General features: G+C 48.7%; 19 protein-coding genes and 5 pseudogenes. 11 read left to right on the forward strand and 13 right to left on the reverse strand.

Features of this window, described 5'->3' with window-relative positions; genetic code table 11:
• Positions 1-161: 161 nt before the first annotated feature.
• The gene (locus GFB57_RS24525) at positions 162-482 is read right to left on the reverse strand and encodes a FlxA-like family protein (RefSeq protein ID WP_049040620.1); all 321 of its coding nucleotides are present in this window, start codon (positions 480-482) and stop codon (positions 162-164) included.
• 1016 nt (positions 483-1498) lie between these two features.
• Positions 1499-2383, reverse strand: a pseudogene (locus tag GFB57_RS24530) (DUF4158 domain-containing protein); the annotation flags it as partial.
• A gap of 159 nt (positions 2384-2542) precedes the next feature.
• Between GFB57_RS24530 and GFB57_RS24535 the strand changes: the two are divergent.
• The 4 genes from GFB57_RS24535 (at position 2543) to GFB57_RS24550 (ending at position 4936) form a co-directional block, all read left to right on the forward strand.
• Positions 2543-3127, forward strand: coding sequence for a recombinase family protein (locus GFB57_RS24535; RefSeq protein ID WP_012695450.1), 585 nt, complete (start codon positions 2543-2545; stop codon positions 3125-3127).
• A gap of 185 nt (positions 3128-3312) precedes the next feature.
• Positions 3313-3870, forward strand: coding sequence for an OsmC family protein (locus GFB57_RS24540; RefSeq protein ID WP_153754014.1), 558 nt, complete (start codon positions 3313-3315; stop codon positions 3868-3870).
• A 141-nt stretch (positions 3871-4011) separates the two neighbouring features.
• Positions 4012-4593 carry a TetR/AcrR family transcriptional regulator gene (locus tag GFB57_RS24545; protein ID WP_000210409.1) on the forward strand — a complete coding sequence of 194 codons (582 nt, stop codon included), beginning with the start codon at positions 4012-4014 and terminating at the stop codon, positions 4591-4593.
• Between the two features lie 4 nt (positions 4594-4597).
• On the forward strand, positions 4598-4936 hold the full coding sequence (locus GFB57_RS24550; RefSeq protein WP_000888080.1) for a carboxymuconolactone decarboxylase family protein: 339 nt from the start codon (positions 4598-4600) through the stop codon (positions 4934-4936).
• 29 nt (positions 4937-4965) lie between these two features.
• Here the strand turns inward: GFB57_RS24550 and GFB57_RS24555 are convergent, their stop codons facing one another.
• A complete protein-coding gene (locus GFB57_RS24555) occupies positions 4966-5295 on the reverse strand; it encodes a thioredoxin family protein (protein ID WP_002431133.1) in 330 nt (109 codons plus the stop codon).
• A 213-nt stretch (positions 5296-5508) separates the two neighbouring features.
• Between GFB57_RS24555 and GFB57_RS24560 the strand changes: the two genes are divergently transcribed.
• The 3 genes from GFB57_RS24560 (at position 5509) to GFB57_RS24570 (ending at position 8221) form a co-directional block, all read left to right on the forward strand.
• Positions 5509-6615, forward strand: coding sequence for an alkene reductase (locus GFB57_RS24560; RefSeq protein WP_006687059.1), 1107 nt, complete (start codon positions 5509-5511; stop codon positions 6613-6615).
• 65 nt (positions 6616-6680) lie between these two features.
• The gene (locus GFB57_RS24565; RefSeq protein WP_001194072.1) at positions 6681-7382 is read left to right on the forward strand and encodes a DsbA family oxidoreductase; all 702 of its coding nucleotides are present in this window, start codon (positions 6681-6683) and stop codon (positions 7380-7382) included.
• A 65-nt stretch (positions 7383-7447) separates the two neighbouring features.
• Complete coding sequence (locus GFB57_RS24570; RefSeq protein WP_004729618.1) at positions 7448-8221, forward strand: SDR family oxidoreductase; 774 nt, start codon at positions 7448-7450, stop codon at positions 8219-8221.
• Positions 8222-8431: 210 nt separating this feature from the next.
• Here GFB57_RS24570 and GFB57_RS24575 read toward each other — a convergent pair.
• Positions 8432-8779, reverse strand: a pseudogene (locus GFB57_RS24575) (EamA family transporter); the annotation flags it as partial.
• A 240-nt stretch (positions 8780-9019) separates the two neighbouring features.
• Here GFB57_RS24575 and GFB57_RS24580 point away from each other — a divergent pair.
• From GFB57_RS24580 to GFB57_RS24590, 3 genes and pseudogenes are all read left to right on the forward strand, one after another.
• On the forward strand, positions 9020-9772 hold the full coding sequence (locus GFB57_RS24580; RefSeq protein WP_004729622.1) for an alpha/beta hydrolase: 753 nt from the start codon (positions 9020-9022) through the stop codon (positions 9770-9772).
• 50 nt (positions 9773-9822) lie between these two features.
• A pseudogene (locus GFB57_RS24585) lies at positions 9823-10112 on the forward strand (Tn3 family transposase); the annotation flags it as partial.
• A gap of 99 nt (positions 10113-10211) precedes the next feature.
• A complete protein-coding gene (locus GFB57_RS24590) occupies positions 10212-11216 on the forward strand; it encodes an IS110-like element IS4321 family transposase (RefSeq protein WP_000427623.1) in 1005 nt (334 codons plus the stop codon).
• 363 nt (positions 11217-11579) lie between these two features.
• Here the strand turns inward: GFB57_RS24590 and virK are convergent, their stop codons facing one another.
• From virK to GFB57_RS24635, 9 genes and pseudogenes are all read right to left on the reverse strand, one after another.
• Positions 11580-12536 (reverse strand): virulence factor VirK, encoded by a 957-nt coding sequence (virK, locus tag GFB57_RS24595; RefSeq protein WP_153754015.1) that lies wholly within the window; start codon positions 12534-12536, stop codon positions 11580-11582.
• Positions 12537-12540: 4 nt separating this feature from the next.
• Entirely contained in the window at positions 12541-13629 is a 1089-nt protein-coding gene (gene capU, locus GFB57_RS24600; RefSeq protein WP_153754016.1) for a putative hexosyltransferase CapU, read from the reverse strand.
• 2 nt (positions 13630-13631) lie between these two features.
• On the reverse strand, positions 13632-14423 hold the full coding sequence (locus GFB57_RS24605) for a polysaccharide deacetylase family protein (protein WP_172694119.1): 792 nt from the start codon (positions 14421-14423) through the stop codon (positions 13632-13634).
• A 367-nt stretch (positions 14424-14790) separates the two neighbouring features.
• On the reverse strand, positions 14791-15984 hold the full coding sequence (locus tag GFB57_RS24610; protein ID WP_228553295.1) for an IS91 family transposase: 1194 nt from the start codon (positions 15982-15984) through the stop codon (positions 14791-14793).
• Positions 15985-15991: 7 nt separating this feature from the next.
• Positions 15992-16111 (reverse strand): annotated as a pseudogene (locus GFB57_RS24615) (hypothetical protein); the annotation flags it as partial.
• A gap of 1 nt (position 16112) precedes the next feature.
• Positions 16113-17009: pseudogene (locus GFB57_RS24620) on the reverse strand (Tn3 family transposase); the annotation flags it as partial.
• Between the two features lie 253 nt (positions 17010-17262).
• Positions 17263-18540, reverse strand: coding sequence for a DUF2254 domain-containing protein (locus GFB57_RS24625; protein ID WP_153754019.1), 1278 nt, complete (start codon positions 18538-18540; stop codon positions 17263-17265).
• 63 nt (positions 18541-18603) lie between these two features.
• Entirely contained in the window at positions 18604-20601 is a 1998-nt protein-coding gene (betT, locus tag GFB57_RS24630; protein ID WP_153754020.1) for a choline BCCT transporter BetT, read from the reverse strand.
• 499 nt (positions 20602-21100) lie between these two features.
• The gene (locus GFB57_RS24635; protein WP_153754021.1) at positions 21101-23722 is read right to left on the reverse strand and encodes a TrlF family AAA-like ATPase; all 2622 of its coding nucleotides are present in this window, start codon (positions 23720-23722) and stop codon (positions 21101-21103) included.
• A gap of 686 nt (positions 23723-24408) precedes the next feature.
• Here GFB57_RS24635 and GFB57_RS24640 point away from each other — a divergent pair.
• Positions 24409-24759, forward strand: coding sequence for a hypothetical protein (locus GFB57_RS24640; protein WP_115490264.1), 351 nt, complete (start codon positions 24409-24411; stop codon positions 24757-24759).
• The last annotated feature ends 43 nt before the right edge of the window (positions 24760-24802 follow it).

Genomic DNA, 24802 nt, shown 5'->3' on the forward strand with positions numbered 1-24802 from the left:
AGTGAGAGAACCTCTACAAGTAAGGTTATTAATTGAATGATTTAAAGGGTCCGGCGCCACGGTCATCTCGGTGACGTCTGTCCGGAGACCTTTGAATAGGCCTCGTCACGAGGCCAAAATTATTCAACGGTTGTGAGGGTTGTCCACACCGGAATACCTATTCATACATAAACATCAATAGTATTTTCGAGGTTCTTATCTTCCCTTTTACCTGACTGAGTCTGCGTTTCCTTGTCCTGCTTCTCAGCCTGCTGTTTTAGTAACTGTTGTAATTGAGCAGACAAACTTTGAATTTGCTTTTGTATGATAGCCACCATCTCTTTCTTCTGATCTGTTGTCATACCATCTTCTGACGACACCTTACCAAGTTTTTCTGTAAGTGACTGTATCTTCTTTAAAATTTGTGATATCTGAGATGATTCACTATTAGCTGAACTGTTAGAACTTTTTATACTTGTATTAGTTTGTATTGATATAGACATAGAACCTCCATGGTAAATATATAGGTGTATCGGCATATACGCAGATATACTTTAGAATTCTTATGATTTATTTTTTCATTTTTTTCAGGCTGTTATATAGACTGGCTTGTTGCGGTTCAGTTTAACGTATTACCAGACATGATTTTGAACGCGCTGGACAGCGTGGTGAGTGAATATCTTTTGGCTGAAGGCCGGAAAGTACATACTCTTTTTGTGTTTACACAATTTGTAGTTACGATAATCCATCCTCACGGCTGTTCCCTGGGCACGGTCATACCTAACCTATTTAGATTAAGTATTAAAAGATCAATTTCTTACAGTACTTTTAAGGGACAACTTCAAATCTCTGAATATATCATTATCAGTATTTCAGTTAATAATACCTTCAAATAAAAAAAACGGCCCGGTGACATCCCCTGGACCGCTTCAATACACTGTCTGATGTTATATATTCACCAGTTCGCAAATATCATACCAGTTTAAGGTTTAGATAGCTATGTTGCGTTATCATTACGCAATGTAACATAAGTGTTTCGGGTGCTGCTAATCGTTATTCTTTGGGACTAAATACTACGCTATACTGGGCAGGGAAATACAAGAGTTATCGGGGAAATTGCTGGGTAATTGATGAAAAAGAAGACCATTCCTCACGGGGGAAGAATGGTCGAATATTTGTGTCCTGGTTCTGTGTACGTCAGGGTTCCAGTAGGATAGCGTCTATTATCATGAACAAAACGACAAATAAGGGGGTTAATTTGCCTCATTTTTGTTAAGTAATTGTCTATATGAATTTTTACTCTGTTTCTATCCGTAAAATGGTCAGTGACAGACATCAGACAATCATATCCTTTTATATCACTGACGTTACAGACTGGACTTGATATCATCTAAATCTTTCGGATTGCTACGATAGGAAAATGCAAGCACATTTGAGAATGATACTGGTTTGGTAAACCACCGCTTGGAATCCGATATGAAGGCATCCAGCCAGGAGTTGACGCCCTCGACACGGCTTGCAGATCAATAACTTCATCAGTCAGGGTGGCTCTGGTTTCCGATATAATACAAACCAGCGAGGCATAACGGCGAACATCCGTGAATTTTGCCAGGTCCCGGCTACTCATTTTCCTGCCTTCGCGTGCGAGTTTCAGGAGCCGGTTCTGATGCACGGAAAGCGTAATACCGTCAGGCAGTGCCAGCGACTCTATCGCATTTAACCTGTCGATATGTTGCAGGACATTTTTGCCGTTTATTTTTCCCGGAGGCTGAAGCAACCAGGCCAGTCGTGAAGGTTGTTCACCCTCAGATACCAGCAGGCGGTCCAGTGCCGCTTTTTGCCCCGGTTCAAGCTGCTCGGTCAGCGCAGAAAAAACCGCTCTGTCAGCAAGCGTTGTTGCTTCAGCAAGGGTTCGTTCGATCACCTCAACAGAGGGGAAAATAATCTTATTACTGTGGAGCCAGGAGAGCATTTCTTCCGCAAGTAAAAAACCTCTGTCTGTCCGCATGGCGTGGGGATAAAGGTGGCGAATACAGTTTTTTTGCAGCGCCCGGCTGAAGGGAGATAATTCAAGGTAGCGGTAGAGTTCAGCCAGATGTTCCCAGCGGGTGACCTCTCTTGATGCATACTCTGCCCACAGATCAGGCTGAAGTTTCAAATGAGCCGCAAGCCGGGAAACAACCCCGTAGTGAGGGGACTCATTATTGTCGGGTGGAAATCCTGGTCCTCGCAAATAACAAAGTAAAACAGCAAAACCCAGGCGGTTAGCTGGCCTGCGATGTTTATTAATAAGCGCGAGGTCATGTTCGTTCAAAAAGCACATGCGCGTCAGAAGAACGTCATCATCCGGCACAACCAACAAGCGTTCTTTTTCTTCACTACTGAGTATTTGTCTCCGTGGCATAAATGCCTCCCCTGCATATAGTTCATTTAAGTTATCACTTTGCACTGACCGAAATCGGTCGGTTTCGTACACCACTTACAGCACATGTCCGAAACTTAGTGAAATTAATTTCGGACACACGTTATAATTCGGACATCCATTTCGTACGGAAAGTTTCCCATGTCACGTGTTTTTGCCTACTGCAGGGTCTCAACTCTGGAACAGACCACAGAAAACCAGCGTCGTGAAATTGAAGCGGCGGGTTTTGCCATCAGATCCCAACGACTTATTGAGGAGCATATCAGTGGCTCGGTTGCTGCCAGCGAACGCCCCGGATTTATCCGGTTGCTAGATCGCATGGAAAATGGGGATGTACTGATTGTCACCAAACTTGACCGTCTGGGTCGTAATGCGATGGATATCCGAAAAACAGTAGAGCAACTGGCGGCTTTAGATATTCGCGTTCATTGTCTCGCACTCGGAGGCGTTGACTTGACCAGTCCGGCCGGAAAAATGACTATGCAGGTAATTTCTGCTGTAGCGGAGTTTGAGCGGGATTTGCTGCTTGAGCGAACGTATTCAGGTATTGCGAGGGCAAAAGCGGCTGGAAAACGCTTCGGTCGCCCCCCCATCCTGAGCGAGGAACAAAAGCAAACAGTGACAGAGCGCCTAAATGCTGGCATCAGTATCAGTGCTATTGCCCGGGAATTTAATACCACCCGCCAGACTATCCTTCGGGTAAAGGCTGGATTGCTGCAAGAGTGAGCGGCTGGGAAGATTATAAAAAAAATCAAATGGTTATTATGAAATAAAACAGCCTGCTGGGTTCTTTTCCCCCTATTTTTTATTAAAGAGTAGACAAAAGAGGTTCGCGATATTAATCTACCAACTAGATGGTTGGTACTGATTACACCAGCTATACCTTTTATCAAGAAATTACAGGAGCCATTATGTCTACTACCGTTAAACCTTCTGCAGACGCAGCTGCGATCCACAATACCCGTGAAGCAGTTCGCAGCCAGCCTGGCCTGGGTAACCTGACTTTCCAGATGAAAGCCCGTTCCAGCGGCGGATTAACCGTTCGCACAGAGACCGGCGCCACAATCCAGAACGGCGTTATCGATACCTGCCGTGTGGGGAAATTTTCTAATATCGGTGATGAACCCGCAGGTTTACTCGGCACCGATACCGGCATGAGCCCGACTGAATACATCATGCAGGCGCTGGCTGGCTGTTATACCGCCACCCTTACCATGATGGCTGCTGAAAAAGGGATCGACCTGGACGGTATCGAGCTGGATCTTAATTTCGATATCAACCTCAACGGCTTCCTTGGGCTGGACAGCAACGTGCGTAAAGGTGCGAAATCTATTCGCGTCGATGTTCACCTTACGAGCAAGACCGCCAGTCGCGAGGAGTTAGAAGCGCTGGTCAGCGAAATGCAAAAGAATTCGCCAATCCACGATACTCTGGCTAATCCGGTTGAAATGATTACACGCCTGGCGTGATGTCAGAGATGTAATGCTGCCATTCAGAATGCAGGATGGCAGTGACGTTCAGCTCTGCACGATACTGAGTCAGTGATACAACTTGCTACGGAAAAATAGCAACAATATAATCTATCAACTAGTAGATTATATGGAGTAATTATGACAACCATGACACGGGAACGGCTGCTCAGCGAAGCAGAACACCTGATGCGCGAAAAAGGGTATTCAGCATTCAGCTATGCTGATTTATCAAAAATAGTGGGTATCACCAAGGCCAGTATTCATCACCATTTCCCGACCAAAGATATTCTGGGTGAGCAGGTGGTAATACAGGCGTTCTCTGATACACAACGCGTATTTGAGCAGATAGAGGCGACTGAGAAAAGCGCGGAGAGAAGAATTGCGGCTTACATCGATATCTTCGCGCAAAGCCATAAAGCTTCGCTACTGCCACTGTGTTGTGCGTTGTCAGCAGAGACCGCCAATCTGCCTCAGGCAATTACTGTACAGACATCACTTTATTTCGATATGCAAATCGAGTGGCTCACAAAAGTCGTCAGGGCGGGCATGGAGTCAGGTGAGTTTTCATCCCATGCCGAACCATCAGATATTGCTTTGATGATCATTAATGTCTGTGAAGGCTCAAGCGTAGTGGCGCATGCAACGGCCAGACCCGAAGTCTTCGCCAACAGCCTTAAGTATATAAAACTGCTTCTTAATACCCCTCATTCAGGAGAATGACACTATGCTGGACTGGAACAACTATCGCTCAGAGTTAATGCAACGTTTAGGCGAGTTGGGCAAACTGACCCCCGAGACCATGAAAGGCGTGGTTGCCCTGGGCAACGCAGGTAACAAAACTGACCTTTTGGGCGCAAAAGTGCGTGAACTCATTGCCCTGGCGTGCGCAGTCACAACCCGCTGCGACGGCTGTATTGCTTTTCACGCCGACGCAGCTGTGAAAGCCGGTGCAACCGACGCTGAAATTGCTGAAGCGCTGGGCGTGGCGATTAACCTCAACGCTGGCGCGGCGGTCATTTATTCAGCCCGCACTCTGGATGCCGTCGGTCAGGCACGCGGTTAAGCATTAATAAATTCCACGTTAAAAGGGCATTACTGCCCTTTTTTTATGTCCGCAATAGCCTGAGCATATACCGATGCAGGTTTCACACCCGGTATGCGTTTAACTAATTGCCCTTCATGAAATATCAGCACAGACGGCAGCCCCCAGATCTCGTATTTGGTTGTCAGCACCGGCGCCTGATCTACATTGACTTTCCCCACCTGAATATCTCTATCGAGCCGGTCTGCAAACTGACTGAACATTTCTTCGCTGGCCTGACAGGGCGGACACCAGGGTGCAGAGAAACGTACCACCGATATTCCTTTGTACTGCTCTATCTGGCGGAAATTATCTTCGTTATAAGCTGTTAATGTACGCATGGTGATGACCTCGCAAAATGAGTGACAATTCAGAAATGGCTGCGTTATGACAAAAAAATACGACACAGCCATTGACCTACCTACTAGATGGTTGGTATATTGCCACCCATCAGATGTTTATGCAACTCCAGTGCGCGACGTCCAGTCGATGATACTGCCGGGCTGTGCAAATCCCTGCCGGGATACTCCTTTTTGTTTTTTGTGAGGTATACGATGAGTAAGCTTTTCACCCCCTACAATCTGTCTGGCCTGGCGTTAAAAAACCGTGTAGTCATGGCACCGATGACCCGCACCCGCACCATGAATGACGTGCCGGATGAGGTCGTGGCTTTGTACTATGCACAGCGTGCTTCTGCTGGCCTGCTCATCACCGAAGGGATGCCGGTTTCAGAAGAAGGCCGGGGTTACCTTTATACCCCTGGTATCTACAACGACGAACACGTCCAGGGCTGGCGTAAGGTGACACAAGCGGTTCACGCCAAAGGTGGCCGTATTTTCGCGCAGCTCTGGCACGTCGGCCGTATGTCTCACGTCTCTCTTCAGCCAGGCCACATAGCGCCGGTTTCAGCGGGCACCGTTCAGGCGGTCAATACCACCGTTTTTGCGCTGACCGAATCCGGAGAACCGGGCCCGGTTGTACCAAGCCAGCCACGCGCGCTGGAAACGCATGAAGTTAAACGCATCACTGCAGACTTCGTGCACTCCGCACGCCTGGCGATGGAAGCCGGCTTTGACGGCGTGGAAATCATGGCGGCAAACGGATTCATCTTTGACCAGTTCCTCAGTAGCGAACTGAACACCCGCACCGACGAATACGGCGGCTCGGTGGAAAATCGTCAGCGTTTCCTGCTGGAGACCATTGACGCCGTGGCGGAAGCCGTGGGTAACAGCCACGTTGCCGTGCGCCTGTCACCGTTCGGCCGCATTTATGACCTCGCGCCGTATGAAGGTGAAGAGCAAACCTGGTCAGCCATCACCGACGCGCTCGGTCAGCGGGAACTGGCCTACGTACACCTTTACTATCAGCCGGTGTACACCAAAGCGCCACTTCCGGAAGGCTTCCGCCGCCGTTTTCGCAACACGTTTAAAGGCACCATCATCGCTGCCGGCGGTTTTACCCGTGATATCGCAGAGCAGGCTCTGGAAGATGATGAGCTGGATCTGGTGGCATTTGGTGTGCCCTACATCGCTAACCCGGATCTGGTTGAAAGAATGCAAAACGGCTGGCCACTGGCAGAAAGTGACCGCGCCACCTACTACGGCGTCAGTGGTTCCCCGGAAAAAGGCTATACCGATTACCCGGTCTGGCAGGCGCAATAAATCCCATACGGTCGCGGTTCTCTGATAAGTGAGATCCGACCGCCCAACGTCTTTGAGGAATCATTATGCAAACGCTGAAACCCACCCTTACCATCGATATCTGGTCAGATTTGGTCTGCCCGTGGTGCTGGATTGCTAAAAAAAGATTTGAACAGGGTCTGAATCGCTTTGAATTTCGCGACCAGGTGGTGATCCGCCATCACAGCTACCGTCTGGCCGGTGGTACTCCCGCGATGCCTTTTAAGGATGCCATCGTTAAAAAGCTGGGCAGTCAGCATTCAGCGGAGCTGATGATGAATCAGGTGGGCACCGCCGGTAAATCTGAAGGTCTGATCTACAACTTCGACGGCATGATGTTTGGTGATACAGAAGATGCACACACCCTGCTGGTTGCCGCGCGTAAGGCCGGAATTGCGGACGCGGTGGAAGAACGTTTTTATCATGGCAGTATCACCGAAGGTCGCTCTCTCTTTGACCGTCAGCAGCTCGTTGCCATGGCCGTAGAAGCCGGTATGCCGAAAGCTGACGCTGAAGCCGCCCTGGAAAATGACGATTTTCGCGCCACCGTTTCCGACGATGAAGCCCACGCACAGTCTATTGGCCTCAGCGGCGTTCCGGTTTTTGTGATGAACGAAAAATATGCCATCAGCGGGGCTCAGGCAGCAGATAACTTTTTGAATGCCCTGCGTCAGGTCTGGGATGAACAGCAAACCGAATTTTCAGCCACTGCGGGTCAGACCTGCGGAACGGATGGCTGCAGTATTTAATCCGTCAACCGCCGGCAGTTTCACGCTGCCGGCAACGTCTTACCCACCAGTAATGGAGTCAGAAAATGAACACTTTTTTCAAAGGTAAAAAACTGCTCGTCGTCGGCGGTACCAGCGGCATGGGCCTGGCCGTGGCACGCATGGTACTGGAAGCGGGCGGCAGTGTCGTGCTGACCGGGAATAAAAAAGACAAAGCCGAAGCGGTGCAAAAAGAACTGAGCCCTCTGGGACCGGTTGCGGTCATCGCGGCGAACCTGATGACCGAAGAAGGTATGGAAACTATCCGTCAGGAAATTAATGCTCACCATCGCGATATCAGCCTGATGGTGAATGCCGCCGGTATCTTCATGCCCAAAGGATTTACCGAGCACAGCTTTGCCGATTATGACATGTATCTTTCGCTGAACCGAGCCACGTTCTTTATTACACAGGATGTCGTGAAGAACATGCTCGCCGCGAAGCTCGAAGGGTCTATCGTCAACGTCGGTTCGATTGGTGCTCAGGCTGCACTGGGTGACTCGCCGGCCTCGGCCTATTCAATGGCAAAAGCGGGTCTGCATGCCCTGACGCGTAATCTGGCGATTGAGCTGGCCAGCGCGGGTATTCGTGTCAACGCGGTGTCTCCCGGGATTGTTCATACGCCGATATACGAAGGCTTCATGGACAAAGCGGATATCGCAGATGCTATGAAGTCGCTGAACGATTTCCACCCGCTGGGACGCGTCGGAACTGCCGAAGATGTGGCAAACACTATTCTCTTCCTGTTGTCTGACAAAACCTCATGGGTGACGGGCGCTATCTGGGATGTCGATGCGGGCATCATGGCGGTCAGACGATAACCCCGTGACGCTGGCATAAGCCGCCCCTTAAGGGCGGCATTTTTTTGTCGCCAGACATGTCATCAGCAGGCTTCACTAAGAATATTCACGACCTGTTCATCCGTGCCTTTTGTGTTCCCGGCACAGGGTGTTATGCCGGGTTCTGACGACATCCTGACAGGACAAAACGGCCAGAGAGAAAGGGGTTATACACGATGAGGAGCCGGTAACGGAGAGTGATTCCCCTTTAAATAATCCGTGGATCACCATCGCAAACTGTACGGCACCAAAAAGTAACAGCGCACCTGCCCCGGTATCGAGATGGATATAGGCGACAGAGAAGAGCACTGCGTACACCATGAGGTAAAATCCGCTCAGCGGACGCCACAGCGATAATGTAGTTTTTGCGTGATAAAACAAGAAAGGTGACAGGACGAGTGCACCACTGGCCAGCCTGAGGCTGCTGAATGAAAGGGGATCAATGTGGCCTCCCTGCAGGGCCAGACGGCACAGAATAGAGTTTGCAGCAAACGCCAGCATTGCCAGGGATATTTTAAGAATGAGCGCGCAATTGGCCATTCAGTGAGACCTCATAAAATTCTTGTAAGCTACCATCTAGTTGGTAGCATAGCGTAAGTGATCACCGAACAGGAAGCAATAATCAGCTTTCAAACTGGAAGGTGAGGACAGGCATTCGGAATGAATTCTGTTTCACATCCCCAGTAGAGGAAGGAAAACGCGTAATGCCAGATGCAGAGCAGAAGATTATTTTTCCCTGCGATCAAACATATGAAATCAGTTTAAGACCTGGAATATCCTATGAAAAAACTAAAATTTACGTTCAAAAATGCGGCTGGTGAAGAACTGGCCGGATTGCTTGAACTTCCTGAAAATCCTAAAGCGTTTGCGCTGTTAGCTCATTGTTTTACGTGTGGCAAAGACCTCAAAGGCGCGGCGCGTATTGCGCGGAAACTGACAGAGAATGCTATCGCCGTTCTCCGGTTTGATTTTACTGGTCTGGGAAACAGCGAAGGGGATTTTTCCAACACCAACTTCTCATCCAATATTTCGGATCTGCTTTGCGCGGTAGATTATCTCCGCCGACAGTACGAAGCGCCTTCTTTGCTCATCGGCCATAGCCTGGGGGGATCGGCCATTCTGTCTATTGCCGGCGAAGTTCCTGAGGCAAAGGCCGTTGTCACCATAGGATCACCCGGAGAACTGACACACGTAAAACGTCTTTTTAAGGATGATGTTGAAAACATTAACCAGCATGGAGCCTATCCCGTTGAGCTGGCCGGGCGGGTATTTACCTTAAAGAAACAGATGCTGGACAATATTCAGGAACACAAAATCGCTCATAAGGTGTTCGCCATGAACAAGCCTCTGCTTATTTTTCATGCGACTGAAGATGATACTGTGTTAATTGAGCAGGCCGAAAAAATATTCAAAGCAGCAAAGCATCCCAAGAGTTTCATTTCGTTGGGTAAGGCGGATCACCTTCTGACTCATGCTCAGGATGCTGAATACGTTGCCGATATCATTATATCGTGGAGCGAATGTTACCTATAAACAGAGTAAATGCGTTCAAACTCGTAGCGCAGAGGGCGATTTTCTGCAGAGATCGGACGCTGTTTATGCTGGACTGATTTTGCGATAAAGGCTTAGGCCGATGCATACAGGCGGGGCTGAATAAGGGTGAGGCCCTTGGGCGAGCATCCTTCATGCACCGGCTGAATGAAATCAGGGATCTGGGGGTGGGAGGATCAGTGTTACCACGCCACCGGCGCTGACACTACATACGGCGGCGATAACACTCTGGAATACGGTTTATATAGAATGAACCATTGAGCCGCTTAAGCAAAAAGGAGTCCCTGTTAATGAACTGCTGGTCTCTCATCCTTCTCCACTGCTGTACAAAATATAGTCTTAGCGTGGGATAATTAATGAGATGGTCACTCCCTCCTTCCCGGTACTATGCTGAGGACAGGCTTTCATTCGGAGAACTATCATGGAAAACATTGCGCTCATTGGTATCGATCTGGGTAAAAACTCTTTCCATATTCATTGCCAGGATCGTCGCGGGAAGGCTGTTTACCGTAAAAAATTTACCCGGCCAAAGTTGATCGAATTTTTGGCGACATGCCCCGCTACAACCATCGCAATGGAAGCCTGTGGCGGTTCTCACTTTATGGCACGCAAGTTGGAAGAGTTGGGGCATTCCCCAAAGCTGATATCACCACAATTTGTCCGCCCGTTCGTTAAAAGCAATAAAAACGACTTTGTCGACGCCGAAGCTATTTGTGAAGCTGCATCGCGTCCGTCTATGCGTTTTGTGCAGCCCAGAACGGAATCTCAGCAGGCAATGCGGGCTCTGCATCGTGTCCGTGAATCCCTGGTTCAGGATAAGGTAAAAACAACCAATCAAATGCATGCTTTTCTGCTGGAATTTGGCATTAGCGTTCCCCGAGGAGCTGCCGTTATTAGCCGACTGAGTACCATTCTTGAGGATAATAGTTTGCCTCTTTACCTCAGCCAGTTATTGCTGAAATTACAACAGCATTATCACTATCTTGTTGAGCAGATTAAAGATTTGGAATCCCAGTTGAAACGAAAGTTGGACGAAGATGAGGTTGGACAGCGCTTGCTGAGCATTCCCTGCGTCGGAACACTGACAGCGAGTACTATTTCAACTGAGATTGGCGACGGGAAGCAGTACGCCAGCAGCCGTGACTTTGCGGCGGCAACAGGGCTTGTACCTCGGCAGTACAGCACGGGAGGTAGGACGACATTGCTGGGAATTAGTAAGCGAGGTAATAAAAAGATCCGAACTTTGTTGGTTCAATGTGCCAGGGTATTCATACAAAAACTGGAACACCAGTCTGGCAAATTGGCCGATTGGGTCAGGGATTTACTGTGCCGGAAAAGCAACTTTGTCGTCACTTGTGCTCTGGCAAACAAGCTGGCCAGAATAGCCTGGGCCCTAACGGCACGACAGCAAACTTATGTAGCATAACGGCAGAAATACACCGGTTTAAAGAATTACTGATCTGGTTTTGCGAATACTGATATTGATGATACTAACGGCCCACCGGCCTGTTGAGGAACCTGTAAAACGGAAAGGCTCATTGAAGCCGTATATTTTCTGGAGGTTCATCAGGCGCGGAACTCATCAAGGCGCGGGAATAAAATCCCATTCAGACGCCGGATAGATTCAAGCAAGCCAACTTGTCGTCAAAATCGGTGTTGCAAAAACGGGAGTGACCATAGATTCCGTTTTCCAAGCGGACCCCAAAATGACGAAAGCAGGTATGCCTGAAAGCGTGCGTATTGCCTGAAAACACAACCCGCTACGGGGGAGACTTACCCGAAATCTGATTTATTCAACAAAGCCGTCCTGATGTTCTGAGTTTACAGGATATGCATCCAAAGAGCGGATAGTAGTTTCATGGATATAATTCAGCAAAGCGTATCGTTTTCGGTACTCAGAGCGTTTTTTACTGGCTATATCGCTTAGCGGCTTTCGAACCACCTGTGTTGGTAATCTGTACCAGTCACCACAGGTTTTTCCTGCTACAGACTCCCAGAAATCACTGTAGACCGCAACAAAGGTTTTGCGTTTCTGATACCGGTATCTCAATTGCCGGAAAACATGACTGTGCTCACTGACTGCCAGACACTCAGAGACATTACAAGCTTTCATCAACGCACAAAATGCTTCAAAAATAATCCGTTTTGGGAAAAGCCCATAACAGGCCCGGGTTGCGCACCGAATAACATCAGGTCCGGTATTTTTAGGGGCTCCCTGCAATCCGCCAATAAAAGCGGTGTATCCATTTTGAGTCAGAATGACTGAAAATGTTAACCGGGCAATCACTGTTTTATTGAAAAACAATGACAACGTCAACTCTCCTTCCCGGTCAAAACCACTGGGAGAACACTGGATATCAAAATTCTCTCCATCTTTCCCGATGAATTGGACTAATGATACCGATTTTTGTGGAAACAAAAATTCAGAATATTTTTCTGGCAAATTTTGCACAAAGCGATAATGCTCAAGAATATATTGTCCCCGGGTCCAGGCGCTTCCCCCTTTATGCAAATAAGGGCGATGAATTCTTGCTGGCAACGTGGGGTGTATTGCCAGAATATCCTCAATGCACTGCAAGGAACGCAGTTCGTAATAATATCGAATACTGGCAACCGGATTTATAGCACATCGCAAAATGTACATGAACCGAAATTTTCTGTGTTCCCACTTCCCCGGTAGTGAATCTGAGGAAAAAGCAATCCTTTTAAGGAAACCGATAAATGATAAGTTACTTACAGAAAACATATTGTTACTTGTGCTTCGCTAATGTGAGAATTTTTAACGCAGTTTTATTAATATCAAACCGCTCTTCTATATCCTGTTTTGCCAGGCGAGCCATCTGATAAAAACGCCCAGGGTCATTAAAAAAATCATTCAGGGCGCACATCCATGCGTGCTTATTACCTGCTGGTAACAATGTCCCGGTCTGGTTGTTCTGAATAACATCAGGGATTCCACCAATCTGATTGGCCACTACAGGCACAGAAAATGCCGATGCTTCTGCCAGTACCATACCAAAAGATTCGTTTTCTGAAGGCAGAACCACCAGACTGGCAACCCGATATACGGGGGCGGCAGGAAAAACATTGTCAGCAATAAAAACATCATCATGCATGCCCATACTGCCAATCTGATACTGTAAATGCTCCCGCAGTTCAGGCGAACCAAACCCCACAATCAACCAACAGAACTGTCGTCCATTCATTTTTAAATGGAACAGTAAATTCAACATAAATTCGTGCCCTTTTTCCGGGCGCAACATTCCTACCAGAGCAATAACGGGGCATCCCCTTCGGGACGCCAGCCAGGAAAGAACACTCGGAGGCAAACTGTTTCGGGAATCAACGTATAATTTCTGGAAATCAAAGCCTGGAGGCACAACAGTAACCCGAGTTCGACATCCTTCCTGCTCCAGATGTGTCTTCATACTTGTTCCGGGAACAATCACCTCATCGCAAAAATGATTTATTGAAAAAACTTTTGTTTTTCGTGTCAAATATGTCTTTTGCCTGATAATTCTGAATGGATGTTTCCTGGTGAATAACCGTACCAAACCAACAATATTGCTATCATGTCCACTGTGACAAACGATTGCATCGGGCTGAAAACTATGAACTATTCCGAGTAATCTCCATACAGTAGGAATGTGAAGACTGTTTCGAAATAACGCGAATGTGATATCAATTCCAAACTTACTGGCTTCAAAAGCAATTTTGCTGTTTTCCCTGCAGACAAGCATAACTGAATGCCCCATTTTCTTCAGGGCCTTCATTTGAGCAACAGCCTGTAATTCCTGACCACCTATATTCGGTGATGATTCCGTAAATAGTATATTCATTATTAATCATCCGGTAATCTTGGCCCCTTATGAAGGGCCAGCAACGATGAAAAAAACGGTCTTGTATAATAAAAAAGTCGTCTTTTCAGCCATGCACAATTCTCCCGTTCCTTGGTGCTTATTCTTCCTATCCGAGCAGTTCCTTTAGCAGGAGCATTCATTCTTCTTTCTGTTGTATATAAATAATAGAATCCAAGTTCTTCAGCGACCTGAATATAATCCTTGTTATAATAACCTTCCGGCCAACACAAATGTTTACTGCATTTCCCTGTCATTTCTTTTAAATATTCTTTCCCGCTCAATAAGTCCTGTCGAAGATGTTTACACTGTTCTTCTCGTGAACTGAACTTTTTATCCCAACGTGTATGAGTATGCGTATGAAGATGAAATTCGACCAGACCAGATTGCAACATTTCGTTCACTTCAGACCAGCGAAGCATAACATTATCAGCATTCCCGGTTGCTATTTGATGTTCGCAATCGCGATGAGAATATTCCTTTCCAGGAGAGTGACGAACCGGACCATTCCCAATAAAACCGGTAATTAAAAAAATATGTGCTTTAAGATTAAACTCTTTTAATAAAGGATATACCTGAAACCAGTTGTCAAGGTATCCATCATCAAATGTCAACATAACGCTTTTACGGGGAAGTTTTCCACCCCGATAAAAAAACTCCAGTTCATCTGATGACAGTGTTTTCCAGTTGTTTTCAGCCAACCATTTCATTTGTTTCCGGAATGTCTCGGGAGAAAGTGTAACCAGCCCAGGGCAATGGCTGACATGATGATACATTAATACCGGAACATGATTTGCCTTAAACAAAAGCCCCCTCCGTTTAAAATTTAACGTTTCTGGAACCCAGCAAGCAGAGATAAAAGGAAAACCCTATAAAGCTGCTGGATTTCATATGCTACTAAATCAAACATCAACAATTTATAAACAATGTTATCTTATCATTTCTTTTAAAAACGGCTCACTAAGAACCTTGACGTATAGTAAATTGAAAAACTAGGCGATACTGCTGTCCGCAACTTATGCCTCGTGCGGTAAACCGTTTTTCCCATCACTCCGGTATTTCTCTCTACACGAGGTCGATTTTTATACCGCGGCGGGCTGTTTTTTATACTCCCCCCCGAATTACAGGCACATTTATTCTGCATCAGCCTGGGATATACCTCAGCAGACTGATATCCCGCGCATTTTTCTTCAGCCCTGCCACATTCAGCCCCGATATTGCACGACGGTAGACCATCCTGCCTCCACACAGCACGCATTCAAACGGGTCTCGCCGCAGGAACTGCTTACTCATCTGCGCATAGCACACCTTCGGCTCCGGTTTTTCCATCCCCAGCGCGCTGTAGACCACCGGCAGCTTTTCTCCGCACACCCGGTTGGCCAGAAAACCAAAATAGCGCACCATCCGTAAAAACTTCTCCGGGATGTGCTGTTTCAGCAGCGCCACGATTTCCCGCTGCGTCAGCGTTTCCGTGGCCTGCTTTCCCGTATTGTGGTCGTGGTAGCGAAAGATCAGCATGGTGCCTCCGGCATAGTGTGCCAGCCGCGAGCCTGCAATCGGCGGCTTTTTCAGGTAACGGCCCAGGTATTTCACGGTGTTTTTGCCCCCGACCGTCTTTTTTGACATGTATACATGCCAGTAATCGCCGCCGGTGGTCAGAACCAGGCTGCGCCACTGTGATTCGGTGGTGATATGGGTGAGAGAGGATGGTATTGCAATACTTTCAGACCAGACGCTCAGCAGCAACTGGCGGATATTACACATCCAGCGGGTGCGCATGGCATCCTTGCGGAAGCTGATTTTCTTCCACTTTCCGAGCGCATTGATGCCGCCGCAGGTGGCAGATACGTGGACATGAGGGTGCCAGTTGAGACGACGTCCATAAGTGTGAATCGCGCAGAAAATACCGATATCCAGCGCCCTTTTGCCGGCGGCATTCAGCAGGTTATCGACAGCGAGGCGGCAGAGGTCGTTGAGCAGCCAGCGGTTGACCTCAAACAGAGTCCACAGCGAGTCGGGGAGGGTGAAGACCAGGTGTATCCAGTCGCAGTCCGGCAGGCGGTTAAGCTGAGCGGCAATCCAGAGGTCAGTGGCCTTTTTCCCGCAGGAGGGGCAGGTACGGCTGTGGCAGGCGTTGGTGATATATTTAACATGGTGGCAGTCAGGATTATCGCAGCCATATTCCTTCACGCCGCCGATGCGGGTCCCGCAGGCGAGCATTTTGGTGACGGCTTCGACTTCGATACCGCGCAAACCACCGGCGTCGAGGAAAGACGTCCAGCACTGGTTAGCCGTGAACAGTTTTTTAAGCGGGCGGGGGCTGAAACCGGAAAACACGGGTAGATTAATCCCCGGCTTCCTGCAGTCGGGCAAGAGCTGGAGCATCGTGGCGGTGCCCGAGAATGGCGCTGGCGACCATCGCCGGTGGCGGGTCCATGGGCTTCATCAGCTTAATCCAGTACCATTATGGCGCGGGCAAGCACTTGACGACTTTCACCTTTGTTAAGGATGGCATGCGATCTGCGACGTAAGCGGGTATCAAGCAGCCAGTCACAGATAAAAATAGAGCGTTCAATACGTCCCATTTCACGCAGGGCTTGGTTGAGCCTGTTTTGTCTGGGGGAGGCAGCCAGCTTTTTTAGTATCAACGACGGTGGCATCAGACCAGCTCCGATCGAAGCCTTAAGCCGCAGCACTTCATCCCAGCGTTGCTCTATAACATCCATCCTGGCCCTTCCGGCAATCAGAGCATCAAGTGGCCTGTACTCCTCTGAGGGCGTAATGACGTACAGCCTGCGACTCCCGAGGTTGTGAATGCGGGGTATGAGCCTGTAGCCAAAGGAGTGAAACATCGAAAATGTTGTTTCAGTCGCACCGGCAGTATCAGTGGCATGCTCATGAATCTCCACAGAACTTTCGTTGTGAAGCAAACCGTCGAGTACGTAAGGCGCCTCACTCTCAGAGGCCAGGATCATTCTGGAGAAAAAGGACGCAAACCAGTTCGACAAAAAGCCATAAATCGACGCGCCTGGCCGCTTGCCGTATTTTGCATTGTATTCAAGGCTGGCTTCACCCCGTCCGCCAGCCGGGAAGAACTGTCCGTCCGAGGATGATACGTGACCATCCCCCCAGATTGCGGCAAAAGGATGGTCCTGCTGCGCGTCGACTAGTACCGAGGTGGTAGATGCATAGATTGCAGCGCGTAAATGACGCTCCACCATGACCATCATCCGGTGAATGGTGACATCCCGTGAACTCTGTGCCATTCGTTCAGCTCCGGCATTCATTGCATCTGCAAGGATCGCTGCCATAAGCGCTGCTTCGTCTTCTGCCTGTTCTCCGGTGCGATAATGGGTGAAACAAATTCCCGGCAGCGACAATGTGGCTTCATATGCCACTGGACTGGAGTATTGCCTGTCGCCATGACACCATTGAAGGCTGGATTCTTAAATTTTCTAATCGAGGGCTGTGCAAAATTAGCTACGTCCGCTTCACGCTGTGAGTTCAATAATTGTGTTGCGTCCATCAGTTGAAATCACAGCTCAAAGTAGACGCTCATTCTCACTGGAATGCTTTGCTTTCACCTTGCCAGAGGACAAATCCTTTGTCCCGCAACTATGGTTTTTTATTAGGATTTTCGCCACTGAATAAATTATAATAAATTGATTTTATAAGATATTCGTCATGGGCTATATGATCAGTACGAGTTGCATGCTCTAATGTTTCAGATGCCAGTATATGTGCGGCTTCAGCAAACATCCCAGGCCAACCCTTACTCAGCATAGACAGTCCTTTAAGGACTCTTATCTGAATCTCCCTCATACTCGCACCATCACGTGCAACAGGTAAGAAAAAGTCTTCCAGTAGGTCTTTGATCTGAAGTGGCGCAACATGTACTGAAGGATATATCACTTCAGTTTCATCTATTTTATTCTGCGCGTAAGCGGAGAGTATTCGAACACCTCTGCCAATGACATCAATCGCAGTACCGGGATCGTTTACTGCGGGCGAAAGGGCCCTGCAGGCTATTTCGGCCATGACGCTGAGACAGAATCGGGGATCCTGAGCAAATGAACGCACATCCGAGACAATGATCGTTTCAAGTAAATCGGTACAGATTGATGACTCCTGACCAGAACTCAGGTACAAAACTGGCATCGATGGATGTATGAAACTGCCTGGCTGCGCCACAAGATATACATGACGAGGATCATTGCTCAGCAGACTGCCGAGCTTGACCATGTCAATATATTCAACATAGCCAATTTTCTCCGGATATACGGCAACAGTTCCTTTTGGTTGTTCATTGTTCTCAAGCCATGGATATCCGCCAAGACATGGACTTTTTGCTCTCGCAATAAATGTCTCGATCGCCGCCTGTTCTACTTTTGCTGTTGTCTCACCTACCCTGCCCAGAGAGGTCAAATGCTGTATCCAGCGAAGCAATGTGATGATTATTAAGGCAATGACAACCAGTGTTACAATGAATAAAATGACTCTACCCCTTTCTCCGTAGGCTCCCATATTGAGGGCAATAATCCCTACCAGGCTGAAGAGAAAAGAACCGATAAAAGTGGCCAGTACATTTTGTGTGGTTACGTCTTCTACAACTAAACGCGTGGCTCTGGGCGTCACATTAGTAGTGGCTGAACCGTAAGCGGTGACCATGATACTCAGTGAAAATGTGGTCACCGCCAGCATACTCGATGCCAGTATGTTCAGAATATTATCAACTGCTTCCGCACCAACCTTCACTGATACTGACTCTGGGATCATTGATCTAAAAAGAATAGATAAAAGGGCCGTTATTATTGCTACCATTGCGAATAACGTTGCCCTGAACCATAGCTTTTTAAGTGTCTGCCTGAGAATCCATTGCCAGCGTGAAATCATTCAGCATATCCTTGTATTAAGTTCGGGAAAATAAATGCCGCCCGGCAGGACGGCATTTTTGTATTAACGAACGAGGTGCAGGAAGTGCAGGTGTTTTTCGTACTGGTCCAGTATGTCATTAATCAGCTGTTCCTGATTCCAGCCCATCACATCATAGTTTTGACCGCCTTCTTTCAGATAGACCTCAGCGCGATAATATCGATGTTGCTCAGCTTGCTGCTCGTCATTGTCCATTGCAGCCATGGCGAAAGCCGGTGAGTTATAGCCACGAAGTCTCACTTCATAAATAAAGTTCAGCTCATTGCCCAAATCGACTTCAAGCCGAATTCGTTCGTCATCAGTATCACTTATATGGCTTATCGTTCCCTGTTTATTCAGTTCTTCCTGAACCAGCGTCATGGCGGGCTGGATAACGTCGCCCATAAAGCGTTTCACAAGAGAGCGCTTTGGCAGATAAGCGATATTGCGCAAGCGTCTCTGCCATGGAATCGGGTTACGCGCTGCAGTCGGAGCAATAGTCGCCATGCTCAGGCTTTCACGCTTGGTCAAATCCCGACGCAGGGCTTTTAATAATCCGTATATGGATATCAGTAAAATCACTGAGAAAGGTAATGCGCTCGCTATTGTCACGGTTTGCAGCGCGCTCAGTCCCCCCGCAATCAGCAGTGCGATTGCCACAATCCCCATGAGCGAGGCCCAGAAAATTCGCTGCCATACAGGCGTGTTAGCGACGCCACCCGATGCCAGCGTATCAACAACCATTGCCCCGGAGTCAGCCGAGGTGACAAAGAAGACAATGACCATCGCCATTGCAATAAATGACAGCACGGAAGAAAACGGGAAATGCTCCAGGAAATTAAACAGGGCCAGCGCGACATCCTGCTGAACGGTATTGGCGAGATCAGCCGCCCCCTGGTTCATAATGAGATAGATTGCGCTGTTACCAAACACCGTCATCCACATGAGCGTGAAGCCGGCGGGAACAAACAGCACGCCGGTGACAAACTCGCGAATGGTTCGACCGCGCGAGACTCTTGCGATGAACATCCCCACAAACGGCGACCATGAAAGCCACCATCCCCAGTACAGTAATGTCCAGCCCCCCAGCCAGTTGCTCGACTTAGGTTCATACGCATAAAGGTTAAAAGTTTTACTCACCAGTTCAGAAAGATAACCGCCCGTATTTTCCACAAATGACTTCAGCAGAAGCACGGTTGGTCCCAGACACAGGACCAGCGCCAGCAGCAGCACTGCCAGGCCCAGGTTGAGCTCAGACAGTATACGTATTCCCTTGTCCAGGCCGGACACCACCGAAATCGTCGCTAAACCAGTGATGACAACGATTAGAATCACCTGCACCGTTTCATTAATAGGCACCCCGAAAAGATGATTCAAACCAGCATTCACCTGCAAAACACCGTACCCCAGCGATGTCGCAACGCCAAAGACGGTGCCAATAACGGCGAAAATATCAACCGCATGGCCTACAGGTCCGTATATGCGCTCGCCAATAATGGGATAAAGTGCGGAACGCAGCGTTAAAGGCAGACCGTGACGGTAACTGAAAAAGGCCAGGATCAGTGCCACAATGGCATAGATTGCCCATGCGTGCAGGCCCCAGTGGAAGAACGTCAGGCGCATTGCTTCCTTCGCTGCCGCAACGGTCTCTGGAGTGCCGACAGGAGGTGAAAGATAATGCATCACAGGTTCAGCAACGCCAAAGAACATCAGGCCGATCCCCATCCCTGCCGAGAAAAGCATCGCAAACCAGGAGTGATAGCTAAAATCAGGCTGTGCATGGTCCGGACCCAGTTTGATATCACCGTAGCGTGAGAGTCCCAGGAACGAGACACTCAGTAGAATCAGGGCCACTGCAAGGATGTAGAACCAGCTGGCATTCGTGAAGATTTGTTGCTGAAGTAGTTTAAAATTTTTGTCGGCGACATCCGGGAATACGGCGGCAAAGGCGACAAGAAGGAAAATTAACAAAGCAGATGTAAAGAATACCGCTTTGTTAATCTGGCTTTTAGACTTCTTTTGGATTGTATCATTTTCACTCATAATCATTTATTCCATTAATTAAAATCCGCACTGTATAGAGGGTACTACATCTCAAAGATTAGCAAACTTCAACTTACGATGCGGCGTCAATCGGAATGCAGAGTGCAAGAGTGGCCATACAGATATCCTGTTGATAGTCTGCCAGCCGTCTTCTGGAGCATTTGATTTGCATAAATTGCATCAGATCTGGGGATTCACTTTGATTAGAGCAATATTGAGAATGACTTACTAACGTCTGATGTTGCGTAAAGCGGGCTTTAAGGATGGTCGCAATGTCAGAGGTAAGGACAGACGTTCAGGATGCAAATAATCAGTGCCGGTTCGTCGCTGATTTTCCTTCAGGCTGACTTGTCCAAAACGAGTAACAATCGTCTACCTATCCTCTCCAAAATGGAAATAATTCTTCTCAACTCTCTCGCAGATCCGAAAAGCGGTATAATCGGAAAATTGAAAAAGCCGCATTTGCGGCTTTTTCTGCATGCCCTTAAGCATGATGGAATCAGGTTTTGCTGAGCCACGAGCCATAAACTTCCCTGCGTCGCTCGAAGGCCTCACGCCCTCCCTCCATCACAGAAATGATGTGCTGTTGTACAGGCGGGGCATCCACGCCGCCAGCGGATGTCTGGATCTTTCCGCCTGCATATTTACAGGCACAAACATTCTCTGCATCTCCCAGCACCGGGATGTTGGCATTATGAGTGGCAAAGATAAACTGGGTACGGGGTTTCATTGCCCGGATGATTTTAATCACGTCGTCATAAATCGTCTGATTGTCCAGGTCGTCTTCGGGCTGATCGATGATAACCACATCATTATCCTGCTGATTCAGAACAAACAGCATTAAAGCGGAGGCGCGCTGACCCAGCGAATGTTGTTCAAGGGGCTTACCCCGGAATTCAATGGTGTAGGTATTCGGGATCTGCCAGACAATCAGCGATTCTATCTGCTGTTCCAGATACATGCTGAATGTCTCTGCAGAACCGCTGATAATCCCCGGCAGTTTATCCCTGTTCAGCCAGAGCTCGCCAAAATCTCTGAAGCTGTCAGCCACGGTCTGGTAGGTACTTTCCCGCAGCCGGCTGCCGGTGAAGGCCTCTTTCAGAACGGCCTGCATGGCTTTTTTGTCGTTTGCAAAGCACGGCACGATCTTCAGAGGCGAACCGGCCTGGCTGATGCCGGCCAGTACGGCTTCAATTTCCTGATATTCTTCCACCCACAGTTCATGTAATCGGCTCAGCGCTTCTGTCAGATTTTTCTCCAGTAACGCCTGACTGCTTTTAGCCCGGGTCAGCTCGGCAATTTTCTGTTGCGCAAGTTCCAGCCCGGCCTTCAGCTTCAGAAAGTCAGCCGGATCGGCTTTTTCCACGCCTGCCAGCCGCAGCTCTTCAGCTAGGCCACGCTCTATTTCGGCAAATTCCTCCGTCAGCGCCAGCTTTTTCTCCAGAAAAGCCTGCTGCTTCGTATCGAGTTCTCTGAGAAGCCGGCGGGCGCCGTCCACGATGGTGTTCAGGGAGCCGAGATGCGCGGTAAAGCGGTCATATCCCTCACGATAATCATCAATATCCGCCTGGTTATGGGCGGACTCATGTTTCTGATCCTGCTTCAGCTCATCGAGTTTTTCCCTGATCACGTCCTGCAGACTGTCCAGCGCCCGGGTTGCCCGTGCAGTGGTACTGCTGAGGTAGCGCTCATCCCGTCCGAAGGTGGTCTGACGCGCCAGTTTTTCTTCCATACCGTGCTGGGCATAAAAGCGCAGGCGAAACTGCGCATCCTTCTCTTTCGCCTGCCATTCACAGAGTGTTTCTCCTGATGTTTTCAGACGACGATACTCGCGTAACCTGTCAAGGACGGCGTCTTCCTGCTGGCGGATTTTGTTCCGCACGGCGGCCAGGCGCTCCCCGACCAGTTTTTCAATCAGGTCATGTTCAAATCCGGCACCGGTATTGGACAGATCTTTCTGGCCAAAATACACCGGCTTGTGCAGCACCGTTTCCCGCAGCGCCACCCCGTGCCGGGCCTGTCCGTCAAAAATGACCTGCGGCTCCTGACCGAAGATACGGACTATCTGATAGGCCCGCCCGTGACGGCATACGGCCTCAACGGTAATCTTCCCCCCGCTTTTGAGTAAATTACTGACCAGATTTTCTTTGTAATCGCGGTCAGAAGCCTTCTCGCCAAAGGGAATGTCCAGGGCATACCGGATCCCTTCAAGGATGGAGGATTTGCCGCTGCCGCGGATCCCTATCAGGGTGTTCAGCTCCGGAGATAATTTCACCACAGTTCCGCCCAGCGAACCGGCTCCCTCGAATGCTATCTGGCGGATATGGCTGTGGCTCAGTGCCGGTTTCTCCCTGCTGACGCGGTGCGGGAAATCCTGCAGCGCAAAGCGGACAGCCTCAAAACTGTAATCCCCCAGTTTCAGATAGCTGGCGACTTTTCTGACACCAATGTTATCCAGCGTTTTGGCATCGCATCCCTGGACTTCGGCAGGATAGCGTTCACCGAGCACGCCCTTAATTTTGATCCGCAGGTCGTGGGTCATCACCTTCTGAAATCCCGTCACGCGCCGGCGGATAAGCTCGTTATCAAAAAGCTCCCCAATCCTGCCAGGGCTCAGCCCGCCCCATAATCCGTTAGGGGCCTCCACGTGGGCAAACACAATAAAGTAATCCCGTTCGTACCGGTCAAGGCGCTGGATGGTCTGTGTGATATTTTCTGTTGAACGGGCATTTTCGTTCTCAAAATTATCAACGCCCGCAAACGTGGCCGTCAGGAAACTTTCAATATGGTTTGTCTGCTGCGGATTGATAAACCACTCATCAGCAAACACCACGAGCGTATGCACACCGGCCTGGCCATCATTAACGGACAGCTCCACGCCGGGAAGCAGCTCCATACCTTCACGGCGCGCGGCTTTGCGCAGTGCCTTAAACTCACCGGGATCGAATTTATTGTGATTGGTGATCACGCCGACGCCCACTCCAGCCGCTTTCAGGGCACTGACGTAGTCGCGAATATATCTGTCGGACTCTCCGGCATAGCGAAATTCTTTATCTGCACGGGTATGAAGATGAAAATCTACCTTGACCCAGCAGGAGCCATTCTCAAATACAGGATACATTCCTTGATACCTTTATTCAGTTGCTGATGAATGCCCGAAGGCTTTGAATAATTTTATTCATATTACGGCGATCCCGTACCGGCTTCATTTTATTTCCGTCAAGGGTTAATCAATATTTGATCTGAACCCGAAGCGCATGTAACGGGTTACGCATGAGAGGGGCGGCTTTCTTTTTCGGTGTGCTGATTTCTGCAACAGAGTGTGATGATTGTTGCCTTTCAGGCAATAATGTAATTAAAGCAACAATAACTGATAATTATTGCTCCAGTAGTATTAGTTTCTTTCTCTTCTCGCAGAGATCCGAAAACCCCTGGTTCCGGATCTTCCTCACCCGCCCCTCCGCGCGGCGGCCCACAGACACAAGATGTAGCGGTGTTTTCAGCTGCTAATGACGCTATATGTTGTGTTTCCGCACTCCCCCGTGACCCGGCGCGCGGCAGCGGATTTTGGCGCTTTGCTTATTCCGTGTGCGTGGTACACTTCCGGAAATATTGCTATAGCTAAAAAATCGGATCACTGGAAAACAGGTATCCGGTAATTTAATTGAGTGGCTATAAGCTTGGTTATTATTTCATTATGTGAAATTTAGTTTTGTGAAAGTCACTTGTGCAACAGAGTGCCTCTCATCCGGAGATGATTAAGGTGTGGTAAAATTGCACAGCTAATTAATCAACTGAGGAAAGAACATGTTTACCGCTCTGAACGATAAAAATACTTTCAGTTACGCGTTTGAGAAGATCCGTAATGCTATCGCTGTACCTAGCGAAAACAATATTTATGCTGCCACCAGTCTCGGCCTTGAAGTCCTCGGCCGGAAGTATGACGTCTTTCGCCAGGAACTGGATGCGGTCGGGGAACTGGGCGACTGGGAATACGATCTCGATACCTACAGTCACTGTATTGCGGTGCTGCAGCATTACTTCACCGGCAATCCATCAAAACTGACAGAACGTGATGCCCGGATTTACAGTCATTACCTGCAGACTGAGCACAAAGGGTTTGTGAAGCTGGCTGAAGAACTGGCTGCCGATCGCTGAATACATACGGAAGGCAGGATTTCTTCTTTATTAAGACACTATA

The organism is Citrobacter sp. S39, assembly GCF_009495675.1.
Lineage (GTDB): Bacteria > Pseudomonadota > Gammaproteobacteria > Enterobacterales > Enterobacteriaceae > Citrobacter > Citrobacter freundii.